Source organism: Bradyrhizobium sp. cir1 (genome assembly GCF_014198245.1).
GTDB lineage: Bacteria > Pseudomonadota > Alphaproteobacteria > Rhizobiales > Xanthobacteraceae > Bradyrhizobium.
Map to the genome: position 1 here is coordinate 16,412 of NZ_JACIHE010000018.1, position 14,199 is coordinate 30,610.

The following is a 14,199-nucleotide window of genomic DNA, read 5'->3' on the forward strand; positions in this document are numbered from 1 at the left end:
CGATGGAGCGGGAGGCGACCTATCGCGGCACGGTTTATCCGTGGCAATGCGACCATGTCGGCCACATGAACATCATGTGGTATGTCGGCAAATTCGACGAGGCCAACCGGAATCTGTTCGCCCGCCTCGGGCTGACGCCGAGTTATCTGCGCAGCTCGGGCCGCGGCATGGTCGCAGTCCAGCAGAACATCGCCTACAAGCGCGAGTTGCTCGCAGGCGACATCGTCGAGATCCACAGCCACCTGCTCGAGGTCGGCGACAAGTCGATCCGCTTCCGGCACGACATGCGGAATGCCGAGACCGGGGAGATCGCCGCGACGTGCGAGATCACGGGCGTGCATATGGACCGTCAGCTCCGCAAGTCCGCGCCGTTCACTGACGCCATCCGCGAAGCTGCCTCGAGGCATCTCGCTGAGCCGGCAGGGGCCTGAGCCATGACTGCGTTCGAGCCGAAGAACCCGGGCTATCGCGCGGCGGCCATCGCCATGTTCGACGGCCAGCCGGCAATGCGCACGCTCGGCATCGTAATCGTCCGTCTCGCGCCGGGCGAGGTCGAGCTGGCGATGCTGCATGCGCCGGCCCTCACGCAGCAGAACGGTTTCATCCATGCCGGCATCGTCACGGCCGGGCTCGACAACGCCTGCGGCGTTGCCGCCTTCACCCTGATGCCGCCGGAGGCCGATATCCTCACCGTCGAATTCAAGACGACGCTGCTCGCGCCCGCCCGCGGCGAGCGCTTCGTCTTCAAGGCCGAGGTGGTCAAGCCCGGCCGTACGCTCACCTTCTGCGAGGCAAAGGCCTTCGCCGAGCATGACGGCAAGACCACGCTGATCGCCACGATGACCGGGACGCTGATGACGATGCTGCCGCGCCTTGCGACTTCGCATGAACCGCGCGCGTCCCACGCATAGCGGCGATTGACAAGCCTGGCGGCACATCCCTTGATGTGAACGCCATGCTTGCAAGTCTCGGTCTCATCCTGCTCTGCCAGTTGATCGGCGAAGCCGTCGTGCGCGGCCTCGGCCTGCCATTGCCGGGACCCGTGCTCGGACTGCTGCTGCTCCTGATCCTGCTGCTTGCCCGCGACCGCTTTGCGCTGCTTGCGCACGGGCCGCTGCGCGACAATGGCATCGAGACGGCGAGCAAGGGCCTTCTGGCCCATCTCTCGCTGCTCTTCGTGCCGGCCGGCGTCGGCGTCGTGCAGAAGCTCGACCTGCTCGCGTCTCACGGCATCGCCATCGTCCTCGTGCTCGCACTGTCCGTGGTCGTCACGCTGCTCGCGACCGTGCTGACCTTCCGCCTCGTCAGCCGGTTGTTGAGGCAACAGGACGCGCGATGACGGACAACCCATTCTCGCTCTGGGTCTATCTCTCGCAGTCCCCGCTGCTGTGGCTGACCGTGACCCTGCTGGTCTATGCGAGCACGGATGCGGTGTCGCTGGCGACGCGGCGCCATCCGCTCGCCAATCCCGTGCTGCATGCGATGTGGATCATCGGTGCGTTCCTGCTTGTCACCGGCACCTCCTACACGACCTATTTCGCCGGTGCGCAGTTCGTGCACTTCCTGCTGGGACCCGCGACCGTCGCGCTCGCCGTGCCACTCTACGAGAACCGCAAGCGCGTGGTCGTATCGATCGTGCCGATGCTGGTGGCGCTGATTGCAGGCTCGGTCACGGCGGTGGTGTCGGTGGTGCTGCTGGCGGAGCTCGCCGGGCTGCCGCGCGATGTCGTGCTGTCGCTGGCGCCGAAATCCGTCACCGCCGGCGTCGCCATGGGCATCGCCGAATCCCTGCACGCCGATCCTTCGCTGGCGGCGGTCGCCGTGATCCTCACCGGCATCATGGGCGCAATCATCGTGACGCCGCTGATGAACCGCACCGGCATCACCGACTACCGGGCTCGCGGCTTTGCCGCGGGCCTCGCCGCGCACGGCATCGGCACTGCGCGAGCGTTCCAGGTCGACGAGATCGCCGGCGTCTTCTCCGGCATCGCCATGAGCCTGAACGCTTTGGTGACCTCGTTCCTGGTCCCCCTGGCGGTCACGCTGCTGGTGCGATGACATCGCGACCGCAACATTCTATATGGTCGGTAACAATTCCCGGTTCTGAGCCGTATTTGTCGACGATGGGACCGAAACGGGACGAGATATGACTGGATCTGGGAATAAGAGCCGCCTGATGCCGACCCGGCGTGCGGCGCTGACGCTGATCGGGGCGGGCGCGCTCGCGGCGGGCGGCATCACCTCGGCGCGGGCAGCCGCCGGCGATGACGAGGTGCTGACCGAGACCAAGGTGCTGCGCGATCCCGACACGCCGGTCGCCGGCAATCCCGACGGCAACATCACGATCGTCGAATGGTCCGACTACAATTGCCCCTATTGCCGCAAGCTCGAGCCCGAGCTGCGCCAGGTCGTTCAGGACGACGGCAAGGTGAGGCTGGTGATGAAGGACTGGCCGATCCTCGGGCCGGTCTCGGTCACGGCAGCGCGAATCGCGCTCGCGGCCAAATTCCAGGGCAAGTACCTCCAGGCCCATGATGCCATGATGGGCGTCAGCTCGCGCCTGACCGAGCCGCGCATCAACGAGCTGCTCGCGGCCGCCGGCGTCGACATGGACCGGTTGAAGCGCGATCTCACCGGTCATGCCAAGGACATCGACGCCATCCTCAAGCGCAACAACGAGCAGGCCGAAGCCTTCGGCTTCCGCGGCACCCCGTCCTTCATCGTCGGCAAGTACCGCGTGCCCGGCGTGCTCAGCATGACCGAATTCGAGCAGGTCATCGCCGACGCCCGCAAGGCCAGGATGAACTGACGCGCGCATCGTTGATCACAGCCAACATGAAGGCGCCGCCGCGGAGCTGCGACGGCGCCTTGTTCATGTCGGTCGGACGAAATGATTTGGACGAGACTACTTGGACGAGATCCGGACCCAGTCCTTGTGGGCGCGATCGCGCAGCGCATCCCAATCGGCCTTGGCGACATCCCAGTTCACGATCGTGCGATTGCTGGTCGCGACCTCGCCATTGGCGACCGACGACGTCCGCATGGAGTCATAGACATAGACGCTGCCGGCAAGCAGCAGCGCGCCCAAGATCATTCCGAAAAAAGTCTGCATGTCGAACCTCCGGTGACGGCCGATAACGTCGGCCCGGAGAGAAAGGTTCCGCGGCCATGCGGCGCATGTAAGGAGAGATCGTTCATCCCGCATTCAGCCACTGCAACAGCTCCGCGTTGATCTCGCGCGGATAGGTGTGGCTGAGGTCGTCGATCTCGCGATAGGTGATGTTCGCGCCGGCGGCTGCGAGCGCCGCCTGCGTCTGGCGCGCGGTCTGCACGGGAAACATCCAGTCGAGCTTGCCGTGGGTGATGAAGATCGGCAGCTGCCGCAGGCGCGTGATGTCGGCCATTTCTGCCATTAGCGGATGGAAGGTTGCGGACACCGGCGCCAGATGGGTGAAGGGCGAGGCGCCGTCGAGCCCGCTCACATAACAGAAGGTGCCGCCGTCGCTCATGCCGGTCAGCAGCATGCGGGAAGCATCGACGGTCCAGCGGCTGCGCACCGTTTCGAGTATGCGCATCAGGTTCGGCGTGTCGGCGTCATCGCCCATCAGCGCCCAGGTCGGGCCGGTTGCAGTCGGTGCCACCAGGATCGCGCCGAGACTGCGGGCATCGCGCAGCCAGCTCCACAGGAAGCCGCGGCCGTTGCCGCTGCCGCCATGCAGCGCCATCACCAGCGGCATGGCGCGATCGTGCCTGTAGTACTCGGGCACATAGACCGAGAAGCCGCCGCGGCTGCCGGGCTCGTTGTGGTTGTGCAAGATGCCGGTGTGCTCGCTCGTGCTGACCTGCAGTCGCGAGAGCAGATCCTCATTCTCGCGATTTGCGGCGTTGAGGAAGAAGCTGCTGACCGGCGGAAATTGCCCCGCCAGGGGATAAAGCGCCTCCAGCGCGCGCGGTACATGGCGCAGCGCGCGAAAGACGGCGACGAGATCGCCATTGCCGCGCTCGACCTCGCGGATGCCGGCAAAGGCGGCGAGCGTCTCGTTGCAGGCGAGATCGAGTCGTTCGCGCAGTCCGGCAAACTGCTCCGGCCATTCGCCGATCGCGGCGTGCGATGTCTGCAGCGCCGCGTCCGGCGTGCCGATCGCGTTCATGACGGAGGCGAAGGCAGGCGGGTGAAAATGCCGCTGGAAGAAGCCGAGCGCTTCAAGCGCATTCAGCAGCCGCGGCAGAACGGCCACGATGTCGTCGATCACGGCCTCGCTCATCGCGGCATTCCTGGCTTGGGGTCAATGCAGCTTCGGTGCCTTCAAAAGCCTGAAGCGGTCGGTCGAGGTCACCGTGACATCGAAGGTGACGCCCTCATGGTGCACGGTCAGCGGCACGTCGACGCCGGCGGCGCCGAGAGCCCACATCTTCCTGTAGAAGGCGGTCTGGCTCGTGATCTTCTCGCCGTCCACGGCGAGGATGACGTCGCCGGTCTTGAGCTCGGCGCGTGCGGCCGGGCCGTTGGCGGAGATGCCGATCACCACCACGCGGTTGTCGATCTCGGTCGAGTAGAGCCCGAGCCAGGGCCGCGCCGGCTTGTTGACCCGACCGAACTTGCGCAAGTCCTCCAGGATTGGCTTCAGCAGGTCGATCGGCACGATCATGTTGACGTGCTCGGCCTTTCCGTCGCGTTCACGCTCGAGCTGGAGCGAGCCGATGCCGATCAACTCGCCGCGCTCGTTGAGCAAGCCGGTGCCGCCCCAGTTCGGGTGCGCGGGATAGGTGAAAACGGCCTCGTCCAGGAGATATTCCCAGTAGCCGGCGAATTCCTGCTTGGCCACGATCTGGCTTGCAACCGATCGCGTGCGGCCGCCGGCGCCGCCGACCACGACGCGGTCGCCGATGCGGGTATCTGCTGAGTTGCCGAGCGGCAAGGGCTCGACGCCGAGCTCACCGAGTGCCTGCACGAGGCCGAAGCCGGTGACGGAATCGAAACCAAGCGCATGCCCCTCGACGACGCGACCGTCTGCGAGGTGCAACCACACCGATTCCGCTTCGGTGATGAGGTAGCCGATGGTCAGCACCAGCCCGTCGTCGATCACGACGCCGTTGCCGGCGCGTTCGGTGCCCAGCGTCTCGGCGCTGAATGCGTCCGGCGGGACGATGGCGTGCAGGCCGACGACGGAAGCGAGCGCGCGGTCGAGATCGAAACCGTAATCGCTCGCACGCGGCTGATTGGCCGGCGGCACTCTCCATTCGGTCAGGGCGGGCATGGAGTTCTCCTGCTGAGTGCATCGCGCCGCCATTGATGCGGGACGACGCGCGAAGCACGCATAATTTAGGCCGGAGAAGGCCGTCTTGAAAGCCTCGTTCCGGAGAACGCCGCATGAAATCTTCGAAACGCACGGTAACGCCGCGTGCACAGGGGACGGGCAACCGCGCGATCCGGCACCGGCCGCATGGCTGCTGTCCGGCGAGGTGCTAGGCGGGCTGCAATGAAGCTGCTAACCATTGCCGCTTCGTTTGACCAAGGGATCACGGACCGAAGCATGGATAACCGCAGCGACATCTGGCGTGGCGTCGACACGATCAAGGCGCGTTTCATCGACCTCAGCGATAAGGTGTGGGGCACGCCCGAGGTGTGCTACACCGAGGCGCGGTCCGCCGCCGAACATCTCGCCGAGTTGCGTCATCAGGGCTTCCGCATCACCGAGAACGTCGCCGGCATCCCGACCGCGCTGATGGGCGAGTGGGGCGAGGGCGGACCGGTCATCGCCTTCATGGGTGAGTATGACGCGCTGCCGGGCCTCAGCCAGGAGGCGGGCGTTGCGGAACACCGTCCGATCGAGACCGGCGGCCATGGCCATGGCTGCGGCCACAATCTGCTCGGCTCGGCCGCGCTGCTCGCCGCGACCGCGGTGAAGGACTGGCTCGCCGAGAACAAGGTGCCCGGCCGTGTGCGCTATTACGGATGCCCGGCCGAAGAAGGTGGTGCGGCAAAGGCCTTCATGGTGCGCTCCGGCGCGTTCGAGGACGCCGACATCGCCATCACCTGGCATCCGCACAGCTTCTGGGAGGTGGCGGTGACGCCGTCGCTCGCGAATACGCGTGCCGACTTCATCTTCACCGGCCGCACCTCGCATGCGGCGGCTTCGCCGCATCTCGGCCGTTCCGCGCTCGATGCCGTGGAACTGATGAATGTCGGCGTGAACTACATGCGCGAGCACATGCCGAGCGATGCGCGCGTGCATTACGCGCTGCTCGACACCGGCGGCATCGCGCCCAACGTGGTGCAGGCGCATGCGCGCGTGCGCTACTCGATCCGCGCCCGCGATCTTCCCGGCATGAACGAGCTGGTCGAGCGCGTGTCCAAGATCGCGCAGGGGGCCGCGCTGATGACCGAGACCAAGGTCGAGATGAAGATCATTTCCGCGGTCTCCAACATCCTGCCGAACACGCCGCTGGAGCAGGCGCTGCACCGGGTCATGGAAGAGCTCGGACCGCCGCATTTCGACGATGGGGACAAGAGCTTTGCCACCCAGATCCGTGCGACGCTGAGCGACAAGGACATCTCCTCGGTCTACTACGCGATCGGCATGGAGCCGACCGATCGGCCGCTGGCCGACTTCCTGGTGCCGCTCGATGCCAAGCGCAACCCGCTTGTCGGCTCGACAGACGTCGGCGACGTCAGCTGGGTGGTGCCGACCGTGCAGGTTCACGCACCCACGGTTGCAATCGGCACGCCCTTCCACACCTGGCAGGTGGTGGCGCAGGGCAAGAGCGCGCACGCGCACAAGGCCATGGTGCAGGCGGCCAAGGCGATGGCCGGGCTCGGCATCAAGGCGCTGACGGAACCGGAGCTGATCAAGGCCGCGAAGGCGGACCTGAAGAAGCGCACGGCCAAGACACCTTATGTGTGTCCGCTGCCGGACCACGTCTCGCCGCCGCTGACTATGTCCGTGGCGTAGAATTCGGCCTCGATACTTCGTCTGATCCGACGAACAAATTTTCCGCAGTGCAGCGCGGTTTCCGGCGCGTTTTGGCGCCGGATTGCCAAACGCTTGGGCTGCGGAACACGGTTTTGCTCAACGGACAGCCAGAAGACCGTTTGCATACACACGGTCCCAGTTGACGTGCCCCCTAATCGGTGTGCCATCTACCGCCAGCCAAACCCGGCGGTCGCCTCTTGCGGCCGCCTGCATCCATACGGGAACCAGACGGGGGACAACCATGCTGGATAAAGAACTGCGTTCGATGATCGGTCAGGTGAAGGGCGGGCGGATGGATCGCCGCGCCTTCATCAAGCGCCTCGCCGCGGTCGGTCTCACCGCCCCTCTGGCCAACCAGATCCTGGCGCTTGGCGGTGTCGCCATGGCGCAGAGCCCCAATCCCTATCCTCCGACCAAGCGCGGCGGTGGCGGCGCGCTGAAGCTGTTGTGGTGGCAGGGGCCGACGCTGCTCAATCCACATTTTGCCAACGGCACCAAGGACCAGGACGGCTCGCGTCTGTTCTATGAGCCGCTCGCGAGCTGGGACGCCGAGGGCAATCTCAATCCGATTCTGGCCGCCGAAATTCCCTCACTCGCAAATGGCGGCCTTGCCGCCGATGCCAAGTCGGTGACCTGGAAGATCAAGCCCGGCGTCAAATGGCACGACGGCAAACCCCTGACTGCCGACGATTTCGTGTTCACCTGGGCCTATGCCAGCGATCCGGCTACGGCCGCCGTCTCCGTCAGCACCTACGCGGACATGACGGTCGAAAAGGTGGATGACCTCACCATCCGCATCCTGTTCAAGAATCCGACGCCGTTCTGGGCCAACGCGTTCGTCGGCGCTTATGGATGTGTCATCCCGAAGCATCTGTTTGCCGACTACAAGGGCTCGAAGTCCCGCGAGGCGCCGAACAATCTGTCCCCGGTGGGCACCGGTCCCTACAAGTTCGTCGAGTTCAAGCCGGGCGATGTGGTCCGCGGCCAGCTCAATCCCGACTATCACATGCCCAACCGTCCGCATTTCGACACCATCGAGATGAAGGGCGGCGGCGATGCCGTCTCGGCGGCGCGCGCGGTGATCCAGACCGGTGAATTCGATTTCGCCTGGAACATGCAGGTCGAAGACGACGTGCTGCTCCGCCTGGAGAAGGGGGGCAAGGGCAAGACCGTCTATGCCACCGGTGGTGACATCGAGTTCATCGCCATCAATTTCACCGACCCCAACGTCGAGATCGACGGCGAGCGCTCTTCGATCAAGACCAAGCACCCGATCCTGTCGGATCCGAACGTGCGCAAGGCGCTCGCCCTGCTCGTGGATCGCGAGTCCGTCAAGAAAGCGATCTACGGCCGGGCCGGACGCACCACGGCCAACTATCTCAACGGGCCCGAGAAATTCGTCTCAAAGAACACGTCGTGGGAGTTCAACATCGAGAAGGCATCGAAGATGCTCGATGACGCCGGCTGGAAGGTCGGAGCGGACGGCATCCGCGAGAAGGACGGCAAGAAATTCAAACTTCTGTACCAGACCTCGACCAACGGTCCGCGCCAGAAGACCCAGGCCATCGTCAAGCAGGCCTGTCAGAAGGCCGGCATCGACGTGGAGCTGAAATCGGTCGTCGCCTCGGTGTTCTTCTCGTCCGACGTCGCCAATCCGGACACGTTCCCGAAGTTCTATGCCGACATCGAGGAATTCCAGATCCCGATGACCCAGCCGGATCCGGCTCTGCACATGAAGCGTTACATCTCCGCCAATGTCGCCAGCAAGGAGAACAAGTGGCAGGGGCAGAACTTCCCGCGCTACGTGAACAAGGACTATGATGACGCCATTGCTGCCGCCGAGACCGAGACCGATCCGGTCAAGCGCGCCGCGCTCTACATCAAGTGCAACGACCTGTTGTGGCAGGACACCGTGTTCATTCCGGTGATGCACCGCCTCAAGGTCGAGGCCGCCGCCAACAACTTGCGGCCAGCGCTGAGTGGCTGGGCTAACGAGACCGACAACATCCAGGACTGGTACCGGGAGGCATGAGCGCAGCCTAAACGGGATTCTTCCCTATGAGTCAGTATGTCCTGCGTCGCCTCCTGATTGCCGTTCCGAGCCTGCTGGCGATTTCGCTGGTGCTGTTCGTCGTGCTCGCGCTCGCCCCCGGCGACCCGTTCTCCGAACTGGCGACGAACCCGAACGTGCCGCCCGAAGTGCAGGCCGCACTCCGGGCCAAGTTCGGTCTCGACGATCCGATCCACCTTCGTTACCTGCACTGGCTCAACGCGATGCTGCACGGGGACTGGGGCTTTTCCTTCGTCAGCCGGATGGACGTCGACACGCTGATCCTCCAGCGCCTGCCGGCCACGCTCTACGTGATCGGGTCGGCGCAGATCCTGGCGCTGCTGATCGCGATTCCGGTCGGGGTCTATGCCGCGACCAAGCCCTATTCGCTGTTCGACCAGATCGCCAACACGCTCGCCTTCGTCGGCTTCTCGCTGCCGACCTTCTTCACCGGCATCCTGTTCATCCTGATCTTCTCGGTCACGCTGGACTGGCTGCCCTTCGTCTACACCACCGACATCAAGGCCACCGGCATCCGCTGGGTGCTCGAAATGATCCGTCAGGCCATCATGCCGGTGGCTGTGCTCGGCCTGTTCCAGGCAGCGTCGATGACGCGCTTCGTGCGCTCGGCGATGCTCGACGTCATCAGGCTCGACTACGTCACCACGGCGCGGGCCAAGGGCCTCGGCCAGGCCACGGTGATCGTCAAGCACGTGATGCGCAACGCGATGATCCCTGTGGTCACGCTGATTGCGTTGCAGATGCCCGCGGTGTTCGGCGGCGCCATCGTCACCGAGCAGATCTTCCGCATTCCCGGTATCGGCTCGCTGCTGATCTCCTCCATCCTCTCCAACGACACGCCGGTGGTGATGGCCGTCACCTTCGTCTTCGCGTGCCTCGTGGTGCTGTTCAACCTCATCGCGGACGTCCTTTATGGCTGGCTTGACCCTCGCATCTCCCTCCGCTGAGCGGGGCGTCTACTCGCCCTGGCGCGAGACGTGGCGGCGCTACAGCCGCCACCGGCTCGCCGTCGTCAGCGCCTTCCTGCTCCTCATTCTGGTGCTCGCCGTCGTGCTTGGGCCCTTCGTGTGGCGTGTGAAGATCAACGACATCGACATTGTCGCGGGCATGCAGGGACCCTCGCTCGCCCATCCCTTCGGGACCGACGATCTCGGCCAGGACATTCTGGCGCGCATGATCTATGGCGGCCGCATCTCGCTTGCGGTGGGGCTCGCCGCGATGCTGGTCTCGGTCTTCATCGGCACGCTGATCGGCGCGCTCGCCGGTATGTCGCGCGGTGCGCTCGGGCACGGGTTGATGTGGCTCACCGACCTTTTCCTGTCGCTACCGCAACTGCCGCTGCTGCTCCTGCTCATCTATCTCTTCCGCGACGGGCTGAAGCAGGTGTTCGGTCCCGAAGGCGGCATCTTCATCCTGATCGTGCTGGTGATCGGGGGCTTGCGCTGGATGCCGGTGGCGCGGCTCGTGCGCGCGCAGTTCCTGTCGATCCGCGAGAAGGAGTTCGTCGAAGCGGCGCGCGCGCTCGGCGCCAGCCCGGTGCGGCAGGTGGTGCGCCATATCCTGCCCAATGCGGTCGGTCCGGTGATCATTGCCGGCACCATCGACGTCGCCGCCGCCATCATCGCGGAATCGACCCTGTCCTTCCTCGGTCTCGGCTTTCCGCCCGACACTCCGACCTGGGGACGGCTGCTGTATGACGCCAAGGACTTTCTCGACATCGGTCCGCACTGGGCGCTGTTTCCGGGCGGCGCGATCTTCATTGCGGTGGTCGCCATCAACTTCATCGGTGATGGCCTGCGTGACGCGCTCGATGCGCGACGGGTGATCTGATGGCGCCGCTGCTCGAGATCAAGGGCCTGAAAACCCACTTCTCCACCGACGACGGCATCCTCCAGGCCGTCGACGGCGTCGACATCTCCATCAACAAGGGCGAGACGCTCTGCGTCGTCGGCGAATCCGGCTGCGGCAAGACCGTGACCGCGATGTCGATCCTGAAGCTGATCGCGATGCCGCCCGGCCGCATCGCGGCCGGCCAGATCATCTTCGAGGGCCGCGATCTCGTGCCGCTGACCAGCAATCAGCTCGACGAGATCAGGGCCAAGGAGATCGGCTTCATCTTTCAGGAGCCGATGACCTCGCTCAATCCGGTGCTCACGATCGGCGAGCAGATCGCCGAGAGCCTGCGCCGGCACGAAGCGGTGACCAGGAAGCAGGCGCTCGAGCGCACCATCGAGATGTTGAAGCTGGTGCAGATACCCAACGCCGAAGGCCGCGTGCACAATTATCCGCACCAGTTCTCCGGCGGCATGCGCCAGCGCGTGATGATCGCGATGGCGCTCGCCTGCAAGCCGAAGCTGATCATCGCCGACGAGCCCACCACGGCGCTCGACGTCACGATCCAGGCGCAGATCCTCGATCTCTTGCAGGACATGAAGGAGCGCTTCGGCATGGCGGTGATGCTGATCACCCATGCCATGGGCGTCGTCGCCGAGACCGCGCAGCGCGTCGTCGTGATGTATGCCGGCAAGGTGGTGGAGGAAGCGCCCGTCGACGATCTCTTCGGCGATCCCCGTCATCCCTATACGCAAGGCCTGATCCGCTCGATCCCGCGCATCGATCTCGACAGCGAGCACAAGACCCGGCTGGAGGCGATCGGCGGCTCGGTGCCGATCCTGATCAATCCGCCGGTCGGCTGCCGCTTCGCGCCGCGCTGCAAGTTTGCCATGAACGTCTGCACCGAGAAGGAGCCGCTGCTGCGCGAGGTCTCGCCCGGCCATCGGATGGCCTGTCACCTGGGAGATACGTCGTTGGGAGCCGCGTCATGAGCGAACCCTTGCTCCGCGTCAGCGGCCTGAAGAAACATTTCCCTGTGCTCGGCGGCCTGCTGTCGCGCCAGGTCGGCAGCGTCTATGCGGTCGACGGCGTATCGTTCTCGGTCGATCGCGGCGAGACGCTCGGCCTCGTCGGCGAATCCGGCTGCGGCAAGTCCACCACGGGCCGCTGCGTGCTGCGCCTGATCGAGCCGACCGACGGCGAGGTCATCTTCGACGGCCAGGACGTACGCAAGCTCGGCGGCAACGATCTGCGTGCGATGCGGCGCAACATGCAGCTGGTGTTCCAGGATCCGTTCGCCTCGCTCAATCCGCGCATGACGGTCGGCGCCATCCTCGGCGAAGCCTTCACCATCCACAATCTGGCCTCGTCCGCCAAGGAGCGCGAGGAGCGCGTCGCAGGCCTGTTGGTCAAGGTCGGGCTGAAGGCCGAGCACATGCGGCGCTACCCGCACGAATTCTCCGGCGGCCAGCGCCAGCGCATCGTGATCGCACGCGCGCTGGCGGTCGAGCCGAAGCTGATCGTCTGCGACGAGCCGGTCTCCGCGCTCGACGTGTCGATCCAGGCCCAGGTCATCAACCTCCTGGAAGACCTCCAGGCCGAGCTGAACCTCACCTATCTCTTCGTCGCCCACGACCTCTCGGTGGTCGAGCACATCTCCGACCGCGTGGCCGTGATGTATCTCGGCCGAATTGTCGAGCTGGCCAAGGCCAGCGACCTCTACCGCAATCCGCAGCATCCCTACACCAAGGCGCTGCTGTCGGCGGTGCCGGTGCCAGATCCAAAACTCAAGCGCGACCGCATCCGCCTCAAGGGCGACGTACCGAGCCCGATGAAGCCGCCGTCGGGTTGCCACTTCCACACCCGCTGCCCGATCGCCCAGCCGCGCTGCTCGGAAAGCGCGCCCGAGCTGAAGGAGGGGGCGGGAGGGCACTTCGTAGCGTGTCATCTGGCGTAATGGTGCAGCGCGTCATTCTCAGCAGGCGCCTTTACGCTGCCGTTTAATTTGACCCGATGGGCGGGGAATAATTCGAACAGGCGAGTTGGCGGCCTCCTGCACGCCCTCCGCGTCGTAGCGTCGCATCGTCAGGAACTTTCGGCGCAAGCCCTTGTCTTCTCCTTACAAAAAAAGGGGCGATCCGTCACGGATCGCGCTGAGGGAGGACATCATGACGAAGACGAGCAAGGACGGCGCGTCGACGCGCCGCCGTTTCCTCAAAACTGCCGCAGCCGGAGCGGCGGCAACGGTCGCAGCGCCGACCATCGTGAGCGCGCAGGGCCCGATCAGCATGCGCTGGCAGAGCACTTGGCCTTCCAAGGACATTTTCCACGAATACGCGCTCGACTATGCCAAGAAGGTCAACGACATGACTGGCGGCGAGCTCAAGATCGAGGTGCTTCCCGCAGGCGCCGTGGTGCCGGCCTTCGGCCTGCTGGATGCGGTGTCCAAGGGTGTGCTCGACGGCGGCCACGGCGTGCTCGTCTATCACTACGGCAAGCAGACGGCGCTCGCATTGTGGGGCTCGGGACCCGCTTTCGGCATGGATGCCAACATGCTGCTGGCCTGGCACAAGTTCGGCGGCGGCAAGGAACTGCTCGCCAAGCTGTATGAGTCGATCGGCGCCAATGTCGTCTCCTTCCCTTACGGACCGATGCCGACGCAACCGTTCGGCTGGTTCAAGAAGCCGATCACCAAGCCCGATGACATCAAGGGCATCAAATTCCGGACCGTCGGCATCTCCATCGACCTGTACTCGGCGCAGGGCGCCGCGGTGAACGCATTGCCCGGCGGCGAGATCGTCTCGGCAATGGACCGCGGCCTCCTCGATGCGGCCGAGTTCAACAACGCCACGTCCGATCGCGTGCTCGGCTTCCCCGACGTCTCCAAGGTCTGCATGCTGCAGAGCTTTCACCAGAATGCCGAACAGCTTGAGATCACATTCAACAAGACGAAATATGACGCTCTACCTGACAAGATGAAGGCGATCATATCGAACGCTGTCGAAGCAGCTTCGGCCGAAATGTCCTGGAAGGCCATCGACCGCTACTCGAAGGACTACGTCGAGCTGCAGACCAAGGACAACGTCAAGTTCTACAAGACGCCCGATGCCATCCTGAAGCAGCAGCTTGAACTCTACGACGACATCGTGAGGAAAAAGGCGACGGAAAATCCGATTTTCAAGGAGGTCCTGCTATCGCAGATCGCCTTCGCGAAAAGAGCATTGCAGTGGGAGATGGATACAGTCGTCAACCGCCGCATGGCGTTTGAGCACTATTTTGGCGTCAACGCCGCGGCCAAGAAGATCTGATCGTCCCTGCCTC

15 protein-coding genes are annotated in these 14,199 nt (G+C 64.6%); 12 read left to right on the top strand and 3 right to left on the bottom strand.

Annotation, left to right across the window (positions count from 1 at the left end; genetic code table 11):
* Positions 1-2 precede the first annotated feature (2 nt).
* The 5 genes from GGD63_RS28785 (at position 3) to GGD63_RS28805 (ending at position 2,809) form a co-directional block, all read left to right on the top strand.
* Positions 3-431, top strand: a complete 429-nt coding sequence (locus GGD63_RS28785; RefSeq protein WP_183246910.1) for a thioesterase family protein — start codon at positions 3-5, stop codon at positions 429-431.
* A 3-nt stretch (positions 432-434) separates the two neighbouring features.
* Positions 435-911, top strand: a complete 477-nt coding sequence (locus GGD63_RS28790) for a PaaI family thioesterase (protein WP_183246912.1) — start codon at positions 435-437, stop codon at positions 909-911.
* Positions 912-955: 44 nt separating this feature from the next.
* The gene (locus GGD63_RS28795; RefSeq protein WP_183246914.1) at positions 956-1,339 is read left to right on the top strand and encodes a CidA/LrgA family protein; all 384 of its coding nucleotides are present in this window, start codon (positions 956-958) and stop codon (positions 1,337-1,339) included.
* Positions 1,336-2,058, top strand: coding sequence for an LrgB family protein (locus GGD63_RS28800; protein WP_183246915.1), 723 nt, complete (start codon positions 1,336-1,338; stop codon positions 2,056-2,058). Before GGD63_RS28795 ends, GGD63_RS28800 begins: the two co-directional genes overlap by 4 nt.
* 88 nt (positions 2,059-2,146) lie before the next feature.
* On the top strand, positions 2,147-2,809 hold the full coding sequence (locus tag GGD63_RS28805; protein ID WP_183246917.1) for a DsbA family protein: 663 nt from the start codon (positions 2,147-2,149) through the stop codon (positions 2,807-2,809).
* Between the two features lie 96 nt (positions 2,810-2,905).
* On the opposite strand, the gene GGD63_RS28810 is transcribed toward GGD63_RS28805, so the two are convergent.
* The 3 genes from GGD63_RS28810 to GGD63_RS28820 form a co-directional block, all read right to left on the bottom strand.
* Complete coding sequence (locus GGD63_RS28810) at positions 2,906-3,112, bottom strand: hypothetical protein (RefSeq protein ID WP_183246919.1); 207 nt, start codon at positions 3,110-3,112, stop codon at positions 2,906-2,908.
* An 82-nt stretch (positions 3,113-3,194) separates the two neighbouring features.
* Entirely contained in the window at positions 3,195-4,265 is a 1,071-nt protein-coding gene (locus tag GGD63_RS28815; RefSeq protein ID WP_183246921.1) for a phospholipase, read from the bottom strand.
* A gap of 21 nt (positions 4,266-4,286) precedes the next feature.
* Complete coding sequence (locus tag GGD63_RS28820) at positions 4,287-5,258, bottom strand: S1C family serine protease (RefSeq protein ID WP_183246923.1); 972 nt, start codon at positions 5,256-5,258, stop codon at positions 4,287-4,289.
* 276 nt (positions 5,259-5,534) lie between these two features.
* Here GGD63_RS28820 and GGD63_RS28825 point away from each other — a divergent pair, with 276 nt between their 5' ends.
* The 7 genes from GGD63_RS28825 (at position 5,535) to GGD63_RS28855 (ending at position 14,186) form a co-directional block, all read left to right on the top strand.
* A complete protein-coding gene (locus GGD63_RS28825; protein WP_183246925.1) occupies positions 5,535-6,953 on the top strand; it encodes a M20 family metallopeptidase in 1,419 nt (472 codons plus the stop codon).
* Between the two features lie 262 nt (positions 6,954-7,215).
* Entirely contained in the window at positions 7,216-9,006 is a 1,791-nt protein-coding gene (locus GGD63_RS28830; RefSeq protein WP_183246926.1) for a peptide ABC transporter substrate-binding protein, read from the top strand.
* A gap of 26 nt (positions 9,007-9,032) precedes the next feature.
* Positions 9,033-9,992, top strand: coding sequence for an ABC transporter permease (locus tag GGD63_RS28835; protein ID WP_183246928.1), 960 nt, complete (start codon positions 9,033-9,035; stop codon positions 9,990-9,992).
* On the top strand, positions 9,958-10,875 hold the full coding sequence (locus GGD63_RS28840; protein ID WP_130363364.1) for an ABC transporter permease: 918 nt from the start codon (positions 9,958-9,960) through the stop codon (positions 10,873-10,875). The genes GGD63_RS28835 and GGD63_RS28840 overlap by 35 nt, the downstream gene beginning before the upstream one ends.
* Positions 10,875-11,870, top strand: a complete 996-nt coding sequence (locus tag GGD63_RS28845; protein WP_183246929.1) for an ABC transporter ATP-binding protein — start codon at positions 10,875-10,877, stop codon at positions 11,868-11,870. The genes GGD63_RS28840 and GGD63_RS28845 overlap by 1 nt, the downstream gene beginning before the upstream one ends.
* The gene (locus GGD63_RS28850; protein ID WP_183246930.1) at positions 11,867-12,835 is read left to right on the top strand and encodes an ABC transporter ATP-binding protein; all 969 of its coding nucleotides are present in this window, start codon (positions 11,867-11,869) and stop codon (positions 12,833-12,835) included. Before GGD63_RS28845 ends, GGD63_RS28850 begins: the two co-directional genes overlap by 4 nt.
* 211 nt (positions 12,836-13,046) lie before the next feature.
* Complete coding sequence (locus GGD63_RS28855; RefSeq protein ID WP_183246932.1) at positions 13,047-14,186, top strand: TRAP transporter substrate-binding protein; 1,140 nt, start codon at positions 13,047-13,049, stop codon at positions 14,184-14,186.
* Positions 14,187-14,199 lie beyond the last annotated feature (13 nt).

What these genes read in the sequence shown, in the direction of transcription:
- GGD63_RS28805 (WP_183246917.1), top strand. Translation starts at nt 2,147, where the DNA reads ATGACTGGATCTGGGAATAAGAGCCGCCTGATGCCGACCCGGCGTGCG.
- GGD63_RS28810 (WP_183246919.1), bottom strand. Translation starts at nt 3,112, where the DNA reads ATGCAGACTTTTTTCGGAATGATCTTGGGCGCGCTGCTGCTTGCCGGC.
- GGD63_RS28840 (WP_130363364.1), top strand. Translation starts at nt 9,958, where the DNA reads ATGGCTGGCTTGACCCTCGCATCTCCCTCCGCTGAGCGGGGCGTCTAC.
- GGD63_RS28850 (WP_183246930.1), top strand. Translation starts at nt 11,867, where the DNA reads ATGAGCGAACCCTTGCTCCGCGTCAGCGGCCTGAAGAAACATTTCCCT.
- GGD63_RS28845 (WP_183246929.1), top strand. Translation starts at nt 10,875, where the DNA reads ATGGCGCCGCTGCTCGAGATCAAGGGCCTGAAAACCCACTTCTCCACC.
- GGD63_RS28835 (WP_183246928.1), top strand. Translation starts at nt 9,033, where the DNA reads ATGAGTCAGTATGTCCTGCGTCGCCTCCTGATTGCCGTTCCGAGCCTG.
- GGD63_RS28830 (WP_183246926.1), top strand. Translation starts at nt 7,216, where the DNA reads ATGCTGGATAAAGAACTGCGTTCGATGATCGGTCAGGTGAAGGGCGGG.
- GGD63_RS28825 (WP_183246925.1), top strand. Translation starts at nt 5,535, where the DNA reads ATGGATAACCGCAGCGACATCTGGCGTGGCGTCGACACGATCAAGGCG.
- GGD63_RS28785 (WP_183246910.1), top strand. Translation starts at nt 3, where the DNA reads ATGGAGCGGGAGGCGACCTATCGCGGCACGGTTTATCCGTGGCAATGC.
- GGD63_RS28855 (WP_183246932.1), top strand. Translation starts at nt 13,047, where the DNA reads ATGACGAAGACGAGCAAGGACGGCGCGTCGACGCGCCGCCGTTTCCTC.
- GGD63_RS28815 (WP_183246921.1), bottom strand. Translation starts at nt 4,265, where the DNA reads ATGAGCGAGGCCGTGATCGACGACATCGTGGCCGTTCTGCCGCGGCTG.
- GGD63_RS28790 (WP_183246912.1), top strand. Translation starts at nt 435, where the DNA reads ATGACTGCGTTCGAGCCGAAGAACCCGGGCTATCGCGCGGCGGCCATC.
- GGD63_RS28820 (WP_183246923.1), bottom strand. Translation starts at nt 5,258, where the DNA reads ATGCCCGCCCTGACCGAATGGAGAGTGCCGCCGGCCAATCAGCCGCGT.
- GGD63_RS28800 (WP_183246915.1), top strand. Translation starts at nt 1,336, where the DNA reads ATGACGGACAACCCATTCTCGCTCTGGGTCTATCTCTCGCAGTCCCCG.
- GGD63_RS28795 (WP_183246914.1), top strand. Translation starts at nt 956, where the DNA reads ATGCTTGCAAGTCTCGGTCTCATCCTGCTCTGCCAGTTGATCGGCGAA.